The sequence below is a fragment of the Desulfoluna spongiiphila genome (assembly GCF_900101345.1).
GTDB lineage: Bacteria > Desulfobacterota > Desulfobacteria > Desulfobacterales > Desulfolunaceae > Desulfoluna > Desulfoluna spongiiphila.
On record NZ_FMUX01000001.1, the window covers coordinates 548,015 to 567,629 of the forward strand.

Consider the following 19,615-nt stretch of genomic DNA (forward strand, 5'->3'; position numbering starts at 1 on the left):
ACCGCAATCACGCACGTTCTCACGTTTTAACCCTTGGATGTTACGGCAAAGATCCCTTTCTGGCACATCATTTGCTCTTTAACTCGGCAATGAGGTTTCCAATCCGTCCCGGGCCACCGACCCCCGGGCACGAATGCAACATCATGTTTAATAAAGGGGTTACACATGCTTCAGACCGATCAGCAAAACGCAAGGCCCTTCGATCCGATCATCTTCTGGGTTTCGGCATCCGTCACCGTGCTGTTTATCCTGTGGTCGATCATCTTCCCGGAGAACATGAACACCACCATCAACGCCGTCTTCGGATGGACCACCCAGAAGTGGGGGTGGCTCTACCTCCTGACGGCGTTCATGCTTGTGGTGGGCTGCCTCGTCCTCATGGGGGGAAGCTACGGCCGACTGAAACTCGGGCTCCCGGGGGACAAACCCGAGTTTTCCAATTTTTCCTGGTTCGCCATGCTCTTCGGATCGGCCATTGCCGCGGGCATCGTGTTCTGGGGCCCGGCGGAACCGGCCTACCACTACATGAGCCCTCCCCCGTACTTCGGCGGTGAGGCCCTCACCCCGGAAACCGGCGCCAACGCCATGACCTACTCCTTTTTCCACTGGGGGCTCTCTGCCTGGGCCATCTACGCCATCCTCACCATCGCCCTGGCCCACGCCTGTTACACCAAAAACCTCCCCTTAAATTTCTCCAGCGCCTTTTACTACGCCATCGGTGACCGCATCTACGGCATCTGGGGAAAAGTCATCGACATCTTCGCCGTCTTCGCCACCCTGGGGGGGCTGGCCACCACCACGGGCCTCGTGGCCCTTCAGCTCTCCAGCGGCCTGAAGTACCAATACGGCCTGGAGCTGGGCACAAACGCCATCTACATCATCATCGCCGTGCTCACCGTGATCTTCACCATCGCCGTTTATACCGGGGTGGAAAAAGGGATCAAGATCGTCGGCGACGTCAACATGTGGGTCTTCATCGGGGTCTGGTTCTTTATCCTCGTCTTCGGGCCCACCATCTTTCTCATCAACCTCACGGCCAACTCCTTCGGGCAGTACCTCCTCCACTTCCTGCCCATGAGCCTCTACACGGCCCCGGGGGTCGAGGGCAACTGGCTCGGAGGCTGGACCGTCTTTTACTGGGCGTGGTGGATGAGCTGGGCACCCTTTGTCTCGGTCTTCATCGCCCGCATCTCCAAGGGCCGCTCCATCCGGGAAACCATCGCCGCCGTCCTGATCCTTCCCACCCTGGGGAACTTCCTCTGGTACGGCGTGGTGGGGGGCTCGGGCATCAGCTTTGATGTCACTGCAATCCTTAAGGAGCACGGTGTGGAAAGCGCCATCTTCGCCATCGCCCAGCACCTGCCCTTAACCGGCATCCTGGCCATCTTCCTTATTTTCCTCATCACCACCTTTTTCGTCACCAGCGCCAACTCCGCCGCCCTTTCCCTGGCCTGTTTCGTCTCCGGCAAGGAGAACCCGGGGCGCAACCTGCGGGCCTTCTGGGGCATCGCCTTAGGCGCCGTGGCCGCGGTCCTGGCCGGTACAGGAAAGCTCAAGGCCATCCAGACCGCCTCCATTGCCACGGCCTTTCCCATGATCTTTCTCCTGCTTATCTGCCTCTGGGGAACCTTCCGGGGGCTGAACAGACACATAAAGGAGAACCCCGACGCATAAACGATGTAAGGGGCACCGACTCCCGCCCCGGGGAACCGGCGCACCGGCCCTCGCCGGTGCCGAGGTTCCCACCATTTCCCGGACATTTCGTAACGAAGGAGACCATCGATGTACGACAGAATGCAGGAGTTAACCCAAGAGGATTTTACCCGGGTCCATGACAGCGCCATGGATCTGCTCAAAAACACGGGAATTGTCTTCAACGACGATGAAGCCATCGACATCTTCAAAAAAAACGGCGTCAAGACCGAGGGCAAGACGGTGTTCCTCACCGAAGCACAGGTGAAAAGCGCCGTGGAAAAGGCCCCCACCAAGTTCACCGTCACCGGGCGGAACCCGGAGAAAAACGTCACCATCGGTGAAGACGACTTCGTCTTTGTCCCCGGCTACGGCGCTCCGTACATCATCGACGCCGACGGGGTGCAGCGGGAAGCGGTCATGGAGGATTACGACACCTTCTGCAAGCTCATCCACACCTCCAAATACATCGACATGAACGGCTGGATGATGGTGGAGCCTTCGGACATGCCGCCGGAGACCGTCCACATGGACATGATGCTCTCCAACTTCCTCCTCTGCGACAAGCCCTGCATGGGTTCCCCGGTCTCGCGCCAGGGGGCCAAAGACGGCATTGAGATGGCGTCCATCGTCTTCGGGGGCAAAGACAAGATCATGGACACCCCGGTGTCGGTCTCCCTCATCAACTCCTTGTCCCCCTTGCAGTTCTCCGATGAGATGGTGGGTTCTCTCATCGAGCTGGCCCGCAACGGCCAGGCCTGCGTGGTGGCTTCCCTTATCATGGCCGGCGCCTCGGGCCCCGTGACCCTGGGCGGCGTCGCCGCCCTGCAGAACGCGGAGATCCTTGCCGGGATCACCCTGGCCCAGATGGTGCGGGAAGGGGCCCCGGTGATCTACGGCTCCACCTCGTCGGCCATGGACATGAAAACCGGAGCCCTCTCCATCGGCGCCCCGGCCCTTACCAAAAATACCAACGTCACCGCCCAGATGGCCCGATTCTACAACCTGCCCAGCCGAAGCGGCGGGGGCCTCACCGACGCCCTCTACCCCGACGGTCAGGCCGGCCTCGAATCGGCCCTGGCCCTCTCCACGGCGGCCCGGTCCGGCATCAACTTCATCCTTCATTCCTGCGGCATCCTGGGCTCCTACATCGCCATGAGCTTTGAAAAGTTCCTCATGGACGAGGAGCTTGCCGGCATGGTGCGCCAGATGCTCAAGCCCATCGCCTTTGACGAAGAGGGCATCGACGTGGAGATGATCAAAAAAACCGGCATCGGCGGGCAGTACCTCACCAACCCCAAGACCTTCAAGCTCTGCCGCACCGAGTTCTTCCTGCCCGATCTCATGACCCGCACCAACTACGACGCCTGGAGCGCCGGGGGCAAAAAACGCATCCATGAAGTGGCCGGAGACAAGATGAGCCAGCGCCTGGCCAAATACGAGAAACCCGACATCGATCCCTCCGTGGAAAAGGAGCTCACCGAATACGTTAACCGCCGCAAAAACGCTTAATCGATCGTTGAAAGGAAGCCCCATGGAATCAGGAGGAATCACCCGGCGCATCGGACGTCACCTTGACACCACAGTCTTTACTGGATCGGCCGTGCTGGTGGTTCCCTTTGTCCTGCTCGGGGCCGCAGCCCCCGCCCTGCTGAAAAGCATGAGCGGAGCAGCCCTTGGCTACCTGACCCAAAGCTGGAGCTGGCTCTACCTCTCCAGCGTCAACCTCTTCGTCGTCGCGGCCCTGGCCCTGGCACTCTCTCCTTACGGCAGGATACGCCTGGGCCGCGACGACGAAAAACCGGAGTACGGCTGGCTCAGCTGGTTTGCCATGCTCTTTTCCGCCGGCATGGGCATCGGCCTGGTCTTCTGGTCCATTGCCGAGCCCCTGTACCACTACGCCTCCCCCCCGAAAGGGGTGGGGGCCACGGCGGAATCGGCGCGGCTCGCCTTCCAGATCTTCTGCCACCACTGGGGCATCCACGCCTGGGGGACCTATGTGGCCGTGGGGCTGCCGTTGGCCTACTTCCAGTTCCGCAAAGGGCTTCCCGGCACCGTCTCGCACTGCCTCTTTCCAAGGGGCAAGGGAAAGCAAAAGGGCAACGGGGCCGCCAGCCGAACAGGCAAGCTGGTGGACATGCTGGCCGTCTGGGCCACGGTCATGGGGGTCGTCACCTCCCTGGGACTCGGGGCCCTGCAGATTACCAGCGGGCTTCACCTCTCCTGGGGACTTCCCGGGGGAACGGCCACCACGGCGGCGGTCATCGGTGTGATTACGGTGCTCTACATCGCCTCGGCCCTGAGCGGCGTCAAACGCGGCATCCGCATGCTCTCCCTGCTCAATGTGGCACTTATGGTGCTGCTGCTGATCTTTTTCATGGTGAAAGGCCCCTTCGGGTTCATTCTCAAAACCCTGGGGGTGGCCCTCACGGATTATGCCACCGGCATCCTCCCCCTCTCCACGACCTTCAGCCTTTTCGGCAACCGCGACTGGACCGAGAGCTGGACCGTCTTCTACTGGGCGTGGTGGATCGCCTGGGCCCCCTTTGTGGGGGCCTTTATCGCCACCATCTCCAGGGGACGGACCATCCGTGAGTTTGTCCTGGGGGTCATGTTCCTGCCGGCCCTCTTCTCCATCCTCTTCTCCACCGCCCTGGGCGGCACCGCCGTCTGGCTGGAGCTGGAGCAGGGAGCCGGCCTGATGAGCGCGGTGAGCCAGAGCCTTGAGGCGGCACTGTTTCAAACCCTGGCGCACCTGCCCCTCTACGGGCTGCTGGCCTTTCTGGCCAACCTGCTCATCGCTTCGTTTTTCATCACCTCGGCCGATTCGGCCACCCTTGTGATCAGCCGGTTTTCCACCGGCGGCCACGGGGGGGGACCGGAATCCGCCGAAGGAAAGCTCCTCATCGTTTTCTGGGGCCTTCTGCTGGGGGGCCTTGCCATGGTCCTCATCTGGTCCGGCGGGCTCAAAGCCCTCCAGACGGCGTCCATCATCGGCGCCTTTCCCTTTGTCTTCGTCATGCTGTTCCTGCTGGCCTCCCTCACCCGTGAGCTGATCCGGGAAGGAAAACCCAAGGCATGAACGGATATAAAACAGGATCACCAACAACCCGACACATAACAATGGAGAGTCATCATGTCTGATTTAAAAACCATCACCGAAACCCTTATTTCCGGCGACGGCGACACCCTCATGGTTCAAGTGAAAGAGGCCCTCGACCAGGGCACCCCCGCAGGTGAAATCCTGTCCGACGCCCTCATCGCTGGCATGGACATCGTGGGAGAGCGCATGGAGACCGGAGAGATGTTTATCCCCGAGGTCCTCATGTCGGCCCAGGCCATGGGTGAGGCCGTGGAGATCCTGAAGCCCCTGCTGGCCGAAGGCGAAACGAGCACCGCAGGCCGCGTGATCATCGGCACCGTCAAGGGCGATCTCCACGATATCGGAAAAAACCTGGTGGTGATGATGATGGAGAGCGCAGGCTTTGAGGTCACCGACCTGGGCGTGGACGTGGACGCCGACGCCTTCATGAAGGCCATCGAAGAGCTCAACCCCCACATCGTGGGACTCTCCGCCCTTCTGACCACCACCATGCCCGCCATGCGGGACACCGTGGACAAAATCGCCCAGGCCGGGAAAAAAGACTCCTTGAAAATCATGGTGGGCGGGGCCCCTGTGAACCAGGCCTTTGCCGATGAGATCGGCGCCGACGCTTACGCCTCCGATGCCGGTTCCGCCTGCAAACTGGCCAAGGCCATGCTCCGGTAAACCTGAGCGGTTCGGGTGTTCATTTTTCACGGCAATATATCAATGAAGGAGAGACCATGTTTACCGTTATCGGAGAACGCATCAACACCACCCTGAAAAAAGTCAAGGCGGCCGTCACCGAACGCGATGCCGACTACATCGCAGAGGACGTCAAGCGGCAGGAGGCCTGCGGGGCCACCTACATCGACGTCAACGCCGGGGCCCGCATCGGCCATGAAGAAGAGGACATGAAGTGGCTCCTCTCCGTCATTCAAGGGGCCACCAAGCTCCCCTTGTGCCTGGACAGCCCGGACCCGGCCATCCTGGAGATGGCCTACGGCCTGGTGGAGCAGACACCCCTTATCAACTCCATCAGCCTGGAAAAGGACCGGTTCGACCCCATGATGCAGTACCTGAAGGGCAAGGAGTGCCGCATCATCGCCCTGTGCATGGACGACTCCGGCATGCCCAAAAGCGTGGACGACATCTTCGACCGGGCAAAATCCCTGGTTGCAGAACTCGAAGGCATCGGATTCAAACGGGACGACATCTTCATCGATCCCCTGATCCAGCCCATGAGCGTGGCCGCGGAAAACGGGAACATGGCCATGGATGCCGTTGAAAAAATCATGACGGAGCTCGAAGGGGTCCACACCACCGGCGGCCTCTCCAACATCTCCTACGGCCTGCCCCAGCGCAAAATGGTCAACCGGATCTTCCTGGCCATGATGATGGCCCGGGGCTACGACTCGGCCATCATGGACCCCCTGGACAAAGAGATCATGGCCGTGCTGAAAACCGCGGACATGCTCAAAGGAGCCGACAACTTCTGCATGAACTACTTGAAAGCCGTGCGCGCAGGCGACATCGTCGCCTGATCCGCCCCTGCCCGGCAGGGGCGTTCCCCCGACCCTGCCGGTAACGGATCCCGCGCGCGACCCGAAGGGCCCATGCCTGGCATGCGGCCCTTCCCAAAATTAGAAAAGACAAACGCATGCCGGAGGCTGGCTTTTTGACCATCGAAGGTCTTTTTTTGGATACACTGGAAAAAAAAACCATGAAACAGCACACCCTCACCCTCCTGCCGGGACGGCGGGTCATCGTCTGTCGGGACGGGGATCTCATCGCCCCGGCCCTGGCATCGGCCGGGATCTTCCTTCGCACGGACTGCGGGGGAAAGGGGATCTGCGGCAAGTGCCGGGTCACCCTCTCGGAAACGTCGTTGAACCGCGTCTCCCATAACGGCGACGACGAAAAGAGCCCCCATCGCCTGGCCTGCCGAACGCGGATCCACGGTGACATCTCCCTCACCATCCCGGCGGCCACCCTCATGACGGCCACCCCCGTCACCAAGGCCCCGGCCCTGCTCCCGGCCCACTACACCCTGGCCGGAGAGGATATCCGGGAGGACGACCTGGGCGTGGCCGTGGACCTGGGCACCACCACCATCGCCTTGTACCTTTTAAGTCTCTCCAACAAAAAACTCCTGGGCTCTTTGTCCGTAAAAAACCCCCAGACCACCTTCGGGGCCGATGTCATGGCCCGCATCGACGCGGTGCGGAGGGACGAGGAGGCCCTGTCCACCCAGCGGACCCTTGTGGTCCGTGCCATCGAATGGGGATGCCGGGAGCTGCTCAAGCAGGCGGGCACATCGGCGGACCAGCTGAAGAGCATCGTCGCCGTGGGCAACACCACCATGATCCATATCCTCGCAGGGGTCAGCCCGGCCCCTTTGGGGGTGGCCCCGTACGACCCCGTGTTTACCGACATCCGGCGCCTGGCCTTTGACGCCCGGGTCTTCACCCTCGCCCCTGCAACGCGCTGGACCACCCTGCCCCTTCTCTCGGGGTTTCTGGGATGCGACATCATCAGCGCCGCCCTGGCCGTGGACCTGATGAACGCTCCGCCCGGAACCCTGTTGGTGGACATCGGCACCAACGGAGAGATCATGCTGAAAAACAACGACGGGATTTATGCCGCCTCCTGTGCCACCGGCCCCGCCTTTGAGGGCGGCGCCCTCTCCTGCGGCATGCCCGCCGTGGAAGGCGCCATCGACCGCGTCACCATCGACCGGAAGACCGGACGGGCAAGCTTCACCCAGATCGGCAGGCCCCGGACAGGGGCCACCGGCATCTGCGGCTCCGGTATCATAAGCGCCATGGCCGAACTTTTGCGCACCGGCCTGGTGCGCCCCGACGGCCGTTTTGATACCCGGCGCATCAAGGGCGCCATCCACACCGACGCCACGGGGAACCCCGTCTACACCATCGCCCCGGAAAACAAGGCCTCCGGATTCCCTGCGGTCACCATCACCCAAAAGGACATCCGGGCCATGCAGCTCGCCAAGGGCGCCCTCATGGCGGGCATTGAGCTCCTTCTCAAACACTCCGGCACGGACGCCCCCACCGAGATCCTCCTGGCCGGCGCCTTTGGAAGCGTCCTGGTAGAAGACGACGCCCTGGTCATCGGGATGCTCCCTGCGGCCTGCCGGGGAAAGATCCGCTTTGTGGGCAATGCCGCCGGTACCGGAGCGGTCCTGGCCCTGTGCGACCGGAAAAAGTTCACGGCCATGGAGACCATTGCCGAGCGCACCCGGGTCTTCAACCTGGCCGACGACCCCGCATTCAACGAGCTCTTCATCAACGCCCTTGGCTTTCCGTAAAGCCACTTTCCCCCGTGCCGGCCCTTCAGGCCCGGTGCGGGCATCCCCTTCCGGAAAAGAGGGAAAACCCACTTTCCCCTTGAAACCACGGCGCCTCCTCCATTAGAGTTCTTTACATCCACCATGACCTCACCACCGACTCTAAAAGGTACCCTGCCATGACGGACCCGGACACACTCTACAAACGCATCGGCCTCAGCCTGGAGGACCTGACGGGCATCCTGTCCGAGACAGACGACGGGGTCCTGATCACCGACGCCAAAGGGGTAATCCTTTTTTACAATGAGGCGTTGTCCCGCATCGACAGCACGGACAGAAAGCTTGCCCTGGGTCGTCAACTGACGGACGTCTACACGGTCACGGAAAAAGACAGCCCCACCCTCACATGCCTGGCCACCGGCCAGACCATCATTCACCACACGCAATTTTACCGAACGCGGCATGGGCGGGCGGTCTTTGCCATGCAAAACGTGTTTCCCCTGTTTGACGGCCAGCGCCTCAAGGGCGCCATCTGCTTTGTCAGGGAGTACAGTGCCATTGAAAAAGAGGTGGACGAGACCTCACGGTTCCGCCTCGGGAATCGCGACACCCAAACCAGGGAGAGACGATTCACCTTCGAAGATATCGTCGGCAGTTCACCTGAGCTGCAACGGTGCCTCCACACCGCAAAAATGGCGGCAAGCTCCCCTTCCCCCATCATGATCTACGGTGAAAGCGGAACCGGCAAAGAGCTCTTCGCCCAGTCCGTCCACAACGAGGCCCCGTGGAGGGACAGGCCCTTTGTCGCCGTCAACTGTTCGGCCATTCCTGAAACCCTGCTGGAGGGCATCCTCTTCGGAACCTCCAAAGGGGCCTTTACCGATGCCCAGGACAAAGCCGGACTGTTTGAAAAGGCCAACGGCGGAACCCTGTTCCTGGATGAGGTCAACTCCATGCCCGTGGGCCTTCAGGCCAAACTGCTGCGGGCCATCCAGGAGAAAAAAATCAGGAGGGTCGGCTCCGCCACGGAGATCAGCATTGAGCTCAAGGTCATCAGCTCCGTCAACGAGGAACCCAAAAAAGCCATAGAAAATACCACCCTTCGCCGGGACCTCTACTATCGCCTTGCCGTGGTCTACATTTCCATCCCGCCGCTGCGGCAGCGCATGGAAGATATTGCGCTCCTCGTCGATCATTTCATCGCAAAGTGCAACGTCAAACTGAACCGCGCCATCCACAGCGTCTCGGAAACCGTCATGCACCTCTTTGTCTCATACCGCTGGCCCGGCAATATCCGGGAGCTGGAACACGTGATCGAAGGGGCCATGAACCTGGTGGGGGACCGGCGGCACATCGAAAGCACCCACCTGCCCAGCCACTTTATGGCGGCGGTCACCCCCCCAGCCCCCACGCCCATTGCCGGCCTTGAGTCACCACCCCCGGGCCCTGGTGCCCTTCCTGTTCCGCCTTCGGAGGGCGAGGCGACCCTCCCCGAGCTCCTCAATGCCTACGAAGAAAAAATCCTTCGCCGCCAGCTCACCACCCATCAAGGCAATGCGGCCAAGGCAGCGCGGGCACTGGGTATTTCCCGCCAGCTCATGTACCACAAGATGCGAAAACTCGGCATCCGGGGGGACGAACATCAATAACGCCGGGCGTTCTGGGATTAAAATTGATGGGAAAGCAGCCCTTTATGGTTAAAGTCGAATAAATCACAGGATCAAAAGGGCTCAAAAAAAAAAAGCAATGCCTCCGGCGGCGAGGTGTGCCACCTCGAAAGCAGGTTGCGAATGCGCTTTCCCCGTCGTTATAAAATCTGGCAAAAGTATAGTCCCGGCAGGACCGCCGGAGGCAGTCAGCCATAAATGACAAATATATTTTACAGTTTTTGACAAAAATATTTGTCACCCCAAGGCAAATACGACAAATATATTTGGCATCCGGAGTTCCTTCCGGCATGAACCATTCATATTTTTCCAGTGAAGCACAACATCGCAACAAACTGTAATAATACCCCATTCACCTACTTCTCTTTGCCATCCGCCCACATCTACCCCACCAGAAAAACAGATATGGTACCCCTCTTGCACTAAGAAAACAGTACCATTCACGGAGGTTAACCCACCCCGGGAGTGGGTTGTTTTCCCTTGCATCCGGCAATGCCCCTAATCACACAGGAGATAAGACAAATGAAAATAACTCGTGTCCAGGCCACGGCTGTCAGCATTCCCTTTGACGCACCCTATATCTGGTCCGTCGGGGAATACACGGGCATCACGCGCGTGATTGTGGAAGTGGAGACCGACGACGGGATCGTGGGCATCGGAGAGGCGCCGTCCTGGGAGTGCGAAGCGGACATCAACGACCACATGGCAGCGAAACTCATCGGGGCGGACCCCATTGACCTGGAAGCCTGCGAGCTCTTGTGTGTCCCGGAGACAAAGGTCCTTGCCAACACGGACGGCAACACCCCCTTGAAATCCTTCGGGGGCATTGAGATGGCCCTCTGGGACATCCGCGGCAAAGCCTGGAACCTGCCCCTGTACAAACTGCTCGGGGGAGCGGTTCGCAAAGAGATTCCCTTCACAGAGTACTATGCCTTTCGCCCGCAGAACGGAAACGCCGGGGGCCTCAAAACGGCCGCGGAGATCGCCGACTATTGCGCCCGCATGCGCTCAGAGCACGGTTCCACCTTCTTTGAAGGCAAATGCTCCACGGGCAACCCCGCTCTGGACATCGAGGTGACCCGGGCGGTGCGGGATGCCGTGGGCGAGGACGCCATGATCCGCTTAGACGGCAACATGGCCTGGACCCTGCCGTCGGCACAACAGCTCCTTTCCGGCATCGAGCCACTGAACATCCGGAACTTCGAGGACCCGGTGCCCACCTTCTGGGAGATGGAAAAACTACGAAAGCACTCCGCCATCCCCTTTTCCACACACACCCCCGACCTGGCCCTTGCCACACGCATCGGAGTGCCGGACACCTTCGTCTTGAACCTGACGGCCTTGGGGGGCATCTCCCGGACCCTGCGGTTCATCGCGGCCTGTGAGCACATGGGCATCGGATTCTGGTTTTACAGCGGAGACACGGGCCTTGCCACCACGGCCTACCTCCATGTCACCGCCGCCGTGCGCCACATCTGCGAGCCCCACCAGTCCCTCTTCCGCTTCATGACCGAAGACGTCATCGAAGAAGGCCCCTACAACGCCGTCAACAACACCGTGCCGGTGCCTGAAGGGCCGGGCCTCGGGGTCACCCTCTCCCGAGAGAACATGCAACGATGCCACCGGCGGTTTGTGGAGCAGGGCCCCATGGCCCAGTATCTGGACCCGGCAAAATCCAACACCTACCTTCGCGTGCCCCTGGGATAAGCGGCAATGCCGGCACCAAGGCCTTTGAATTAAGCCGTATGTAACGACACCATTTCAAGCCAAGGATAAGGACACCGTGAACGAAAAGCTTCAAAAAATCCACCAGGCATCCATGACCATCCTCCGGGAGGTGGGCGTCCGCCTCCACCACCGGCAGACCCTGGAGACATTGCAAAAAAACGGAATCCGCGTGGAGGGAGAGACCGCCTTTTTCACCGAGGACCAGATCATGGAGCGGATCCGCCAGGCCCCGTCCCACTTCACCCTCCATGCCCGAAACCCTGAGCACAACGTCACCATCGGAGCAGGCACCACGGCCTACATCGGGGGATACGGCAGCCCGGCCATCATCGAAGCCGACGGGTCAAGGCGCAACGCAACCCTGGCGGACTACCTCCGATTCATCAAGCTGGTGCACCAGACACCCGAGTTCTGCATCAACGGGGGCATCCTCGCCCAGCCCTCGGACATCCCCGCCGAGCAGTTTCAACTCATCATGACCTACGCGGCCATGCGCTTTTCAGACAAGTGCATCATGTCCCAGCCCGGCTCCGCCCCGGAGGTGGAGGCCGTCATGGAGATGGCCGCCCTTCTCTTCGGAGGGCGGGAGGCCCTGCGCGAGAAGCCGCGCCTTATCGCCCTGATCAACACCCTCAGCCCCCTGCAGATGGACAGCCACACCCTGGAAACCCTGTGGGCCTACGCCACCCACCGCCAGCCGGTCATCATCGGGGCGGGGGTCATGTGCGGGACCACCGCCCCGGTGACCCTTGCAGGAAGCCTTGCCCAGGGCAACGCGGAGACCCTGGCCGGTGTCGCCATCGCCCAGATCATCCAGCCCGGCACCCCGGTGGTCATGGCCATCAACACCACCCCGGTGGACATGCGCACGGCAGGCGTCAACATTGGCTCCCCCGATCATGCCCTGGCCGTCACTTACTGCGCCGGCCTTTCCCGCATGTACGGCATCCCCTGCCGCTGCGGCGGCACCAACACCGATGCCAACGGCCCCACGGCCCAAAGCGGCGCCGAAGCCATGATGTCCATGTTCGTCTCGGTCCAGGAAAAGGTCAGCCTTGTCATCCACAGCGCCGGAATCCTCGACGGCTGGGCGGCCATGTCCTTTGAAAAATTCATCGCCGATGTGGATATCATCCGCCGGGTCGAACGGTTCTTTGCCGACACCCCGATCGATGATGATGCCCTGGCCGTGGAAGCCGTGCGGTCGGCCGGTCCGGGCGGCCAATACCTCACCTCGCCCCACACCATGAAAAACTGCCGCAAGGCCTCCTGGATCTCCGGCATTGCCTTAAGCGGCCCGCTGCCCGAAGGCACCACGGCCTTTGAGGCATCCATTGGGAAAATCCATCAGACCATGGAGGCCCTGGTGAAGACCTACAAAGAACCGGCCCTGGCCCCTGAAGCACAGGAGGCCCTGGAGAATTACCTGAAGGAAAAAGGAGTGGACCTGACCGTTCTGAACCACCTGACCTGAATACCCGACGGGTCCTCTCCGGAAACGATCGACCCTTTTTGATGATGTATGCGTCTGTTTCCCGGCCGGTCCGCTACCAATGCAGTCCCTGGACTTGCCGGGAATGCCTGCCACCGCCTGTGCACCTTGGCCCCGAACGGTCACGGCCCACACGGCGGCAACTGAGAGTAAGGAGGAGTGAGATGAGCAGCATGAGTCAACGTGAAAGCACCACCACCCCGCCAACCCCTGCCAAGCCTTACGGGGCCTGGTTCCTTCGCATGGACCGGTATGTCGTCGGCATGTCCATGGCCGCCATCATCGGATTCATGGCGTGGACCCTCATCGCCCCGGAAGCGATGAGCAAAGCCATGAAGGCTTTTTTCAACTTTGCAACCCACCAGTTCGGTTGGCTCTACCTGATCACCGGTATCTTTTTCTGCGCCTTCGCCCTCTGGCTGGCCTTCGGCCCCTTTGGCCACGTCAAGCTGGGAAAGGATGATGAAAAACCCCGGTTTTCCTTCTTCTCCTGGTTCAGCATGATCTTCGCCTGCGGGTACGGCATCGGCGTGGTGTACTGGGTCGCGGCCGAGCCCCTGAGCTTTTACTCCTCACCCCCCTTCGGCATCGCCCCCTTGAGCCAGCAGGCGGGTGAGATCGCCCTGGCCTACACCTATTTCCACTGGGGCTGGACACCGTGGGCCATGTACCTCGCCATCTCGGCCCCCATCGGGTACCTGATGTTTCGACGGGGGGAAGCGCCCCGGTTTTCCACCATGCTCCGCCCCCTCATCGGGCACCTCGCCGACGGGCGCATCGGCAAAACCCTGGACGCCTTCCTCGTGCTGGGAACCATCTTCGGTATTGCGACCTCTGCTGGTTTCGGCATCATGCAGCTTGCCTCGGGCCTCAACCACTTCTTCGGGCTCACCATCAACACCGGGCTCTACCTTCTTATCGCCGGTGTCTGGCTCGTCCTCTACACGGCAAGTTCCATCTCAGGCATCGACAAGGGGATCAAAATCCTCAGCAACATCAACATCCCCCTGGCCATTGCCCTGATGGCCATGGTCCTTGTCCTCGGCCCAACCCTCTTCATCTGCGACCTCGGATTCAACTCCCTGGGCATCTACATCAACAACTTCTTTAAGTTCAGCTTCCACACCGACCCCATTGCGGCAGGGGGATTTCCCCAGGGGTGGACGATTTTTTACTGGGCGTGGTGGATCGCCTGTGCCCCGGCCACCGGCATGTTCATCGCCTCCATCTCCAGGGGCCGGACCATCAAAGAGGTGGTCCTTGTCCACATGGCCGTGGCGCCTTTTGCCACGTGGATGTGGTTTGCCACCTTCGGGTCCACCGCCCTGCACCAGCAGATCAAGCAGGGAATCGACCTGGTGGGCCAGATGAAATCAGGCTCCGGCGATATCGTCTTTGCCGTGCTGGGCAACCTCCCCTTGGGCAACCTCATGGGCGTGATGTTCCTCTTTCTCGTGCTCTTCTTCCTGGCCACCACCGTGGACTCCTTTGCCTATGTCTGTGCCCAGATCTCAACGCGAAAAAGCCAGAACCCCGAGGTCCCTCCCAAACCCATCCGGGCCCTGTGGGCCATCGCCATCGGTGTCATCAGCGTTACCCTCGTGCTCTTCGGAGAGGGGATCTCGGGCTTGCAGCTCTCCTCCATCGCCGCGTCCCTGATGATTATCTTTGTCATGATCGCCATCTGCTTTGCCATGGTGAAAATGCTCAGAACCCATGAAACCCCCAAATAACCCTCCGGGCGGCTCCTGCCGCCCGTTTCATCGTGGAGACCACACCGTGAAAGAGACCATCACAACACCCCGTGCCCCCAAGGCCGTGGGCCCGTATGCCCAGGCCATTCGCCACGGCAGCACCCTCTACCTCTCCGGCCAGCTCGCCATGAATCCTGAAACAGGCCTCTTTGAGCGGTCAAGCGTGGCCCAGCAGACCCGGCGCTGCATGGAGAACATCAAAGCGGTCCTTGAGGCAGCCGGCGCCTCCATGGAAAACCTCCTCAACTGTACTGTGTTTCTCTCCTCCATGGATCATTTTGGCGCCTTCAACGACGTCTATGCCTCCTACTTCCCGCACAACCCACCGGCCCGGATCACCGTGGCCTCAGCCGGGATCTTTGACGGCCTGGATGTGGAGATCGCCGCCGTGGCAGGCCTGGATTAATCATCCCAACCCAATGGAGTCCTTTTTATGTTTGACATGACAACCCTGACAGAAACCCTCATCGCCGGGGACGGCGAGACCCTCAAATCCCAGGTCAACCAGGCCCTGGACCAGGGCGTTGCCCCAAACGACATCCTCTCCTCCGGGCTCATCTCGGGCATGGACATCGTGGGAGAGCGCATGGAAACCGGGGAGATGTTCATCCCCGAAGTGCTCATGTCCGCCCATGCCATGGGCGAGGCCGTGGAGATCTTAAAACCCCTGCTCTCCGAGGAAGATACCACCTCGGCGGGGCGGGTGCTCATCGGCACCGTGAAGGGAGACCTCCACGACATCGGAAAAAACCTCGTGGTGATGATGATGCAGAGCGCAGGCTTTGAGGTGACCGACCTGGGCGTGGACGTGGACGCCGACGCCTTCATGAACGCCATCGAAGAGCTCAAGCCCCACATCGTAGGCCTTTCCGCCCTTTTAACCACCACCATGCCCATGCTGCGGGATACCGTGACCAAAATCACCGAGAGCGGCAAACGCGATAGCATCAAAATCATGGTGGGGGGTGCTCCGGTGAACCAGGACTTCGCCGATGAGATCGGGGCCGATGCCTATGCCCCGGACGCCGGTTCCGCCAGCAAGCTGGCCAAGGCCATGCTCAGGTAAAGGCCGCACCCCGAAACCCATTCGCTTTATTTTCTGATTACACCCCAAGGAGGGACCATGTTTACCGTCATCGGCGAACGCATCAACACCACCTTAAAAAAAATCAAGGCGGCCGTCACCGACCGCGATGCCGACTACATCATTGACGACGTCAAACGGCAGGAAGCCTGCGGGGCCACCTACATCGACGTCAACGCCGGGGCCCGCATCGGCCATGAGGAAGAGGACATGAAATGGCTCCTCTCCGTCATCCAGGGAGCAACCAAACTCCCCTTGTGCCTGGACAGCCCGGACCCGGCCATCCTGGAGATGGCCTACGGCCTGGTGGAGCAGACGCCCCTTATCAACTCCATCAGCCTGGAAAAAGACCGGTTCGACCCCATGATGCAGTACCTGAAAGGCAAGGAGTGCCGCATCATCGCCCTGTGCATGGACGACTCCGGCATGCCCAAAACCGTGGACGACATCTTTGCCCGGGCAAAAGCCCTGGTGGAAGAACTCGAAGGCATCGGCTTTGACCGGGACGACATCTTCATCGACCCCCTGATCCAACCCATGAGCGTGGCCGCGGGCAACGGAACCATGGCCATGGACGCCGTGGAAAAAATCATGACGGAGCTCAAAGGGGTCCACACCACAGGCGGCCTCTCCAACATCTCCTACGGCCTGCCCCAGCGCAAAATGGTCAACCGCGTCTTCCTGGCCATGATGATGGCCCGGGGCTTTGATTCGGCCATCATGGATCCCCTGGACAAAGAGATCATGGCCGTACTGAAAACCGGGGACATGCTCAAAGGAGCCGACACCTTCTGCATGCACTACCTGAAAGCCGTGCGCACAGGTGACATCGTCGCCTGATCCGCCCCTGCCCGGCAGGGGCGTTCCCCCGACCCTGCCGGTACGGATCCCGCGCGCGCGACCCGAAGGGCCCATGCCTGGCATGCGGCCCTTCCACGTTTCGCCTTGCCCTGGACGGTTTGAGTGTGTTATTTTTACGAAAAAATATGATTAGGGAGCCCACAATGGCGTAGGCCCCTGAGCACAGGCAATGAAGCCCGCATGACAGATCCCCTTTTCCGGATCGTCCCCGCGGGCTTTTTTTTTGCACAAAAAAACCCGGCCCCCCGAAGGGTCACCAGGCTGTGGAGTGTTGTAACATCATGGGAAACACAGGACGCATCCTCACCATCGATGCACGCATTACGCCGGAAGAGGTCCTTGCCCTGGCCGCCCCGGCATGGGCCAGCCAACCGGACGCTCCGGCCGTCGCAGGGACCATCGCCGAAGAGATGAACCGCATCATCCGGCCCGAGGCGCTGTTTCAATGGTTCGAGCTGACGGAGGTTCAAGCTGAAGAAATCGTGGCCACGGAACCGGTCTCCGGCACCACGGCCCGCCTCACCACCGGCGGGTTTTCCCCGTACTTTCACCGTGCCAGCCGCTTTCTGGCCGCGATCTACACCCTGGGGCCCAAGGTGGACACCCTGCTGCACCGCGTCATGGCAGAGGGGCTGGAAATGGAAGCCCACTTCGTCAACATGGGATCCCTTGCGGCCCTCACCCGCACCGCATCGGTCCTCACCCGCCTGGCTGAAAACCGGGCAAAAAAAGAGGGGGTCGGTGTCAGCCCCCCGCTAAGCCCCGGCTCCATCGAGGGGTGGGAACTTGAGAGCCAGCATGAGCTGTGCGCCCTGTTCCCCATTGACTCCATCGGAATCACCCAGGGAGACGACGCCATCCTCTCTCCCATGAACACCCTTTCGGTGGTCATCGCCATCGGACCAGGCTTCACGGACACAAGGGCCGGGTCGCCCTGCCGCCTCTGCCGCATGGGGGGAAGCTGCACCCTTACCTGCAGCAACCACAAGGCCACCCTCACCCACAGAAAAGCGGGTTAAGGGGGATTACGGGGTCCGGCCAATGAGCACCAGACCGGCCAGGGCTCCCATGCCTCCATCGGAGGCACAGCTTTCCGAGGTCACTTTGTTCACCGGCCACCCGGCCAGCTCGCACAGGGCGGTAAAATCCAGGCCAAGCCCCGACATGGAGGGCTTGGAAAGCCCCTCGTGACGGCAGAGGCCGCCTTTCAGCCTCAGGCAGTCATCAAACTCACTGCAAAAAAGCGACTTGCACCCACCCGTGGCAACCCCCATGGTCATCACGCATCCTGCCCTTCCGGCAAACCGTTCCAGGATCGCAGCGGTTTCATGGATCTTCCGGGAGACCGGAAGCCGCTCATCGGTCATCAAGACAGACACCGGCAGGTCGTACTTGAACACCACCGCCTTTTCATACCAGTCGAGGGAGAGCTCAAATTCACGCGCAGAGGGGCCATGGGGCGGACAATGCCCGGAGGTGCCGTAGTTGGGACACTTCGGCTCACGGCAATAGCGCACCAGCTCCGGGTTCACCGTCAGTGCTGCCGCATCCACCACCTTGGCGTCGGACGCACCGAACTCCCGGGCAATGGCCATCATCTGCTCTGTTATATCCTGAAGACTCATGGGTTGGGTATTCGTCATCTGGCCTCTCCGCATCCGATAAATTGAGTTGGGTTTTCCAACAGTATATACCACAGGTGGAAAGCTGGATGCAGTGAAAATACGCCGCCGCGCCCCGGAAGCTACCTGTTGCCCAGGGTCTGCCGGGCCTGCCGGTACTCCTCGGCCGTCAATTCCCCGCGGGCAAACCGGCTGTCGAGAATGGATGCGGCCTCGCCTCCCATGGAGGAAGGGCCCGACCCCTGACGGGTGATGCGCTTGAACGCCCAGATGACAAACCCGATAAGGGCTGCCCAGAAGAGAAAATGAACGATCCATCCCCAGGCATGGGGAATACCCATCCCGGAGAATCCGAACAAGGTGTTGCATTGCCACATGATGGCCTCCTTTGGCTCATAAACGATGATGGTGCGGGCAGGTGCCAACGACATACCGGATCAAGCGCGCCGGGCGCCGATCCGGGATGCGTGTTTGGCCTGTGCCGGGTCCTACCAGTTGTTGTGATTCCGGCCCTTGTGGTACCCGTCGCCCATTCCATGGTCCATTCCGTGACCCATGCCTCGCCCCTTGAAGGGAACCCCTGCGGCCACGGCTTTTTCACGAAGCTGGTCTTTCAACCCTGCGATCTCACCGGACAGTTTACCGGCCGCTTTGGGATCGGGGTTCTCTCCGGCCATCAGGGCCCGGTACTCGCCTTTTTTTTCCGCAAGGCTCTGGCGCAGTCCAGCGGTATCCTTCATAAAGGCCTGCCGGGCCTGGATCTGCTCGTCGGTCATGTTCTGCTGGATGCAGCCCCCGTCCCTGTACCCCTGATGGCTTCGTCCGGCAAGGACCTGCGTGGCGGAAAACCCGGTGATGGCTACGGCGATGAGGATAAGTGTGATTTTTTTCATGGTCTGACTCCTTCTTGTTTTATTCAAATGACATGTTGTGTTGTTTGGTTTGAAACCTGATGCCGGTGGAGATGCCGGCGTTTGACAAGAAGATATTCCAAGAGTTGTGCCAAGTCGGTTTTATTTTTTACAAAAACCTGAAAACATTACCTATATTTTCACAACACGTCCCAACAAGGGGATGGCGGGTCATGGGCGGTGTGTGGTATTATACCCCACATGGCATCGTACCATGCGGGGTGTGTCCAAAAATGCCCCACATGGTGCCGGAGCCGTGGCATCGAAGCCGAGAAGAACCCCGGGGAATCGGTTTCGCAAGGGGTCGGTCACCCTTTCCCCCACGCCCATCAGACAGATGTTATTCAGGGCAGTTGGCCCTCATCATGTGGAGACCCCGTCAGGATAACGGCAGGCCCTCTCCCCCGAACGCCAC

The 19,615-nt window shown here is 60.6% G+C and carries 17 protein-coding genes; 14 read left to right on the forward strand and 3 right to left on the reverse strand.

Annotated elements, in window-relative coordinates; translation table 11 throughout:
* Positions 1 to 165 precede the first annotated feature (165 nt).
* The 14 genes from BLQ12_RS02340 (at position 166) to BLQ12_RS02405 (ending at position 17,686) form a co-directional block, all read left to right on the forward strand.
* Positions 166 to 1,674 (forward strand): BCCT family transporter, encoded by a 1,509-nt coding sequence (locus tag BLQ12_RS02340; RefSeq protein ID WP_092207797.1) that lies wholly within the window; start codon positions 166 to 168, stop codon positions 1,672 to 1,674.
* 108 nt (positions 1,675 to 1,782) lie between these two features.
* Positions 1,783 to 3,204: a trimethylamine methyltransferase family protein gene (locus tag BLQ12_RS02345; protein WP_092207799.1), complete on the forward strand. Its 1,422-nt coding sequence runs from the start codon at positions 1,783 to 1,785 to the stop codon at positions 3,202 to 3,204.
* A gap of 22 nt (positions 3,205 to 3,226) precedes the next feature.
* Positions 3,227 to 4,774, forward strand: a complete 1,548-nt coding sequence (locus BLQ12_RS02350; RefSeq protein WP_092207801.1) for a BCCT family transporter — start codon at positions 3,227 to 3,229, stop codon at positions 4,772 to 4,774.
* Positions 4,775 to 4,828: 54 nt separating this feature from the next.
* Positions 4,829 to 5,461, forward strand: coding sequence for a corrinoid protein (locus BLQ12_RS02355; RefSeq protein WP_092207803.1), 633 nt, complete (start codon positions 4,829 to 4,831; stop codon positions 5,459 to 5,461).
* A 38-nt stretch (positions 5,462 to 5,499) separates the two neighbouring features.
* Positions 5,500 to 6,318 (forward strand): dihydropteroate synthase, encoded by an 819-nt coding sequence (locus BLQ12_RS02360; RefSeq protein WP_254781959.1) that lies wholly within the window; start codon positions 5,500 to 5,502, stop codon positions 6,316 to 6,318.
* A 179-nt stretch (positions 6,319 to 6,497) separates the two neighbouring features.
* Positions 6,498 to 8,102 (forward strand): ASKHA domain-containing protein, encoded by a 1,605-nt coding sequence (locus BLQ12_RS02365; protein WP_175469442.1) that lies wholly within the window; start codon positions 6,498 to 6,500, stop codon positions 8,100 to 8,102.
* Between the two features lie 158 nt (positions 8,103 to 8,260).
* A complete protein-coding gene (locus tag BLQ12_RS02370; RefSeq protein WP_092207810.1) occupies positions 8,261 to 9,730 on the forward strand; it encodes a sigma-54 interaction domain-containing protein in 1,470 nt (489 codons plus the stop codon).
* A 540-nt stretch (positions 9,731 to 10,270) separates the two neighbouring features.
* Positions 10,271 to 11,455 (forward strand): mandelate racemase/muconate lactonizing enzyme family protein, encoded by a 1,185-nt coding sequence (locus BLQ12_RS02375; protein WP_092207812.1) that lies wholly within the window; start codon positions 10,271 to 10,273, stop codon positions 11,453 to 11,455.
* 76 nt (positions 11,456 to 11,531) lie between these two features.
* On the forward strand, positions 11,532 to 12,950 hold the full coding sequence (locus BLQ12_RS02380; protein WP_092207815.1) for a trimethylamine methyltransferase family protein: 1,419 nt from the start codon (positions 11,532 to 11,534) through the stop codon (positions 12,948 to 12,950).
* Positions 12,951 to 13,141: 191 nt separating this feature from the next.
* Positions 13,142 to 14,701 carry a BCCT family transporter gene (locus BLQ12_RS02385; protein WP_175469443.1) on the forward strand — a complete coding sequence of 520 codons (1,560 nt, stop codon included), beginning with the start codon at positions 13,142 to 13,144 and terminating at the stop codon, positions 14,699 to 14,701.
* 46 nt (positions 14,702 to 14,747) lie between these two features.
* Positions 14,748 to 15,128, forward strand: a complete 381-nt coding sequence (locus tag BLQ12_RS02390; RefSeq protein ID WP_092207819.1) for a RidA family protein — start codon at positions 14,748 to 14,750, stop codon at positions 15,126 to 15,128.
* Positions 15,129 to 15,155: 27 nt separating this feature from the next.
* Positions 15,156 to 15,788 carry a cobalamin B12-binding domain-containing protein gene (locus BLQ12_RS02395; protein ID WP_092207821.1) on the forward strand — a complete coding sequence of 211 codons (633 nt, stop codon included), beginning with the start codon at positions 15,156 to 15,158 and terminating at the stop codon, positions 15,786 to 15,788.
* Positions 15,789 to 15,845: 57 nt separating this feature from the next.
* Positions 15,846 to 16,646, forward strand: coding sequence for a dihydropteroate synthase (locus tag BLQ12_RS02400; RefSeq protein WP_092207823.1), 801 nt, complete (start codon positions 15,846 to 15,848; stop codon positions 16,644 to 16,646).
* Positions 16,647 to 16,948: 302 nt separating this feature from the next.
* Positions 16,949 to 17,686 (forward strand): hypothetical protein, encoded by a 738-nt coding sequence (locus tag BLQ12_RS02405; RefSeq protein ID WP_092207825.1) that lies wholly within the window; start codon positions 16,949 to 16,951, stop codon positions 17,684 to 17,686.
* A gap of 6 nt (positions 17,687 to 17,692) precedes the next feature.
* On the opposite strand, the gene BLQ12_RS02410 is transcribed toward BLQ12_RS02405, so the two are convergent.
* The 3 genes from BLQ12_RS02410 to BLQ12_RS02420 form a co-directional block, all read right to left on the reverse strand.
* Entirely contained in the window at positions 17,693 to 18,310 is a 618-nt protein-coding gene (locus BLQ12_RS02410) for a DUF2284 domain-containing protein (RefSeq protein ID WP_175469444.1), read from the reverse strand.
* Positions 18,311 to 18,411: 101 nt separating this feature from the next.
* Positions 18,412 to 18,666, reverse strand: coding sequence for an SHOCT domain-containing protein (locus BLQ12_RS02415; RefSeq protein ID WP_092207829.1), 255 nt, complete (start codon positions 18,664 to 18,666; stop codon positions 18,412 to 18,414).
* A 111-nt stretch (positions 18,667 to 18,777) separates the two neighbouring features.
* The gene (locus tag BLQ12_RS02420; protein WP_092207831.1) at positions 18,778 to 19,182 is read right to left on the reverse strand and encodes a periplasmic heavy metal sensor; all 405 of its coding nucleotides are present in this window, start codon (positions 19,180 to 19,182) and stop codon (positions 18,778 to 18,780) included.
* Between the last annotated feature and the right edge of the window lie 433 nt (positions 19,183 to 19,615).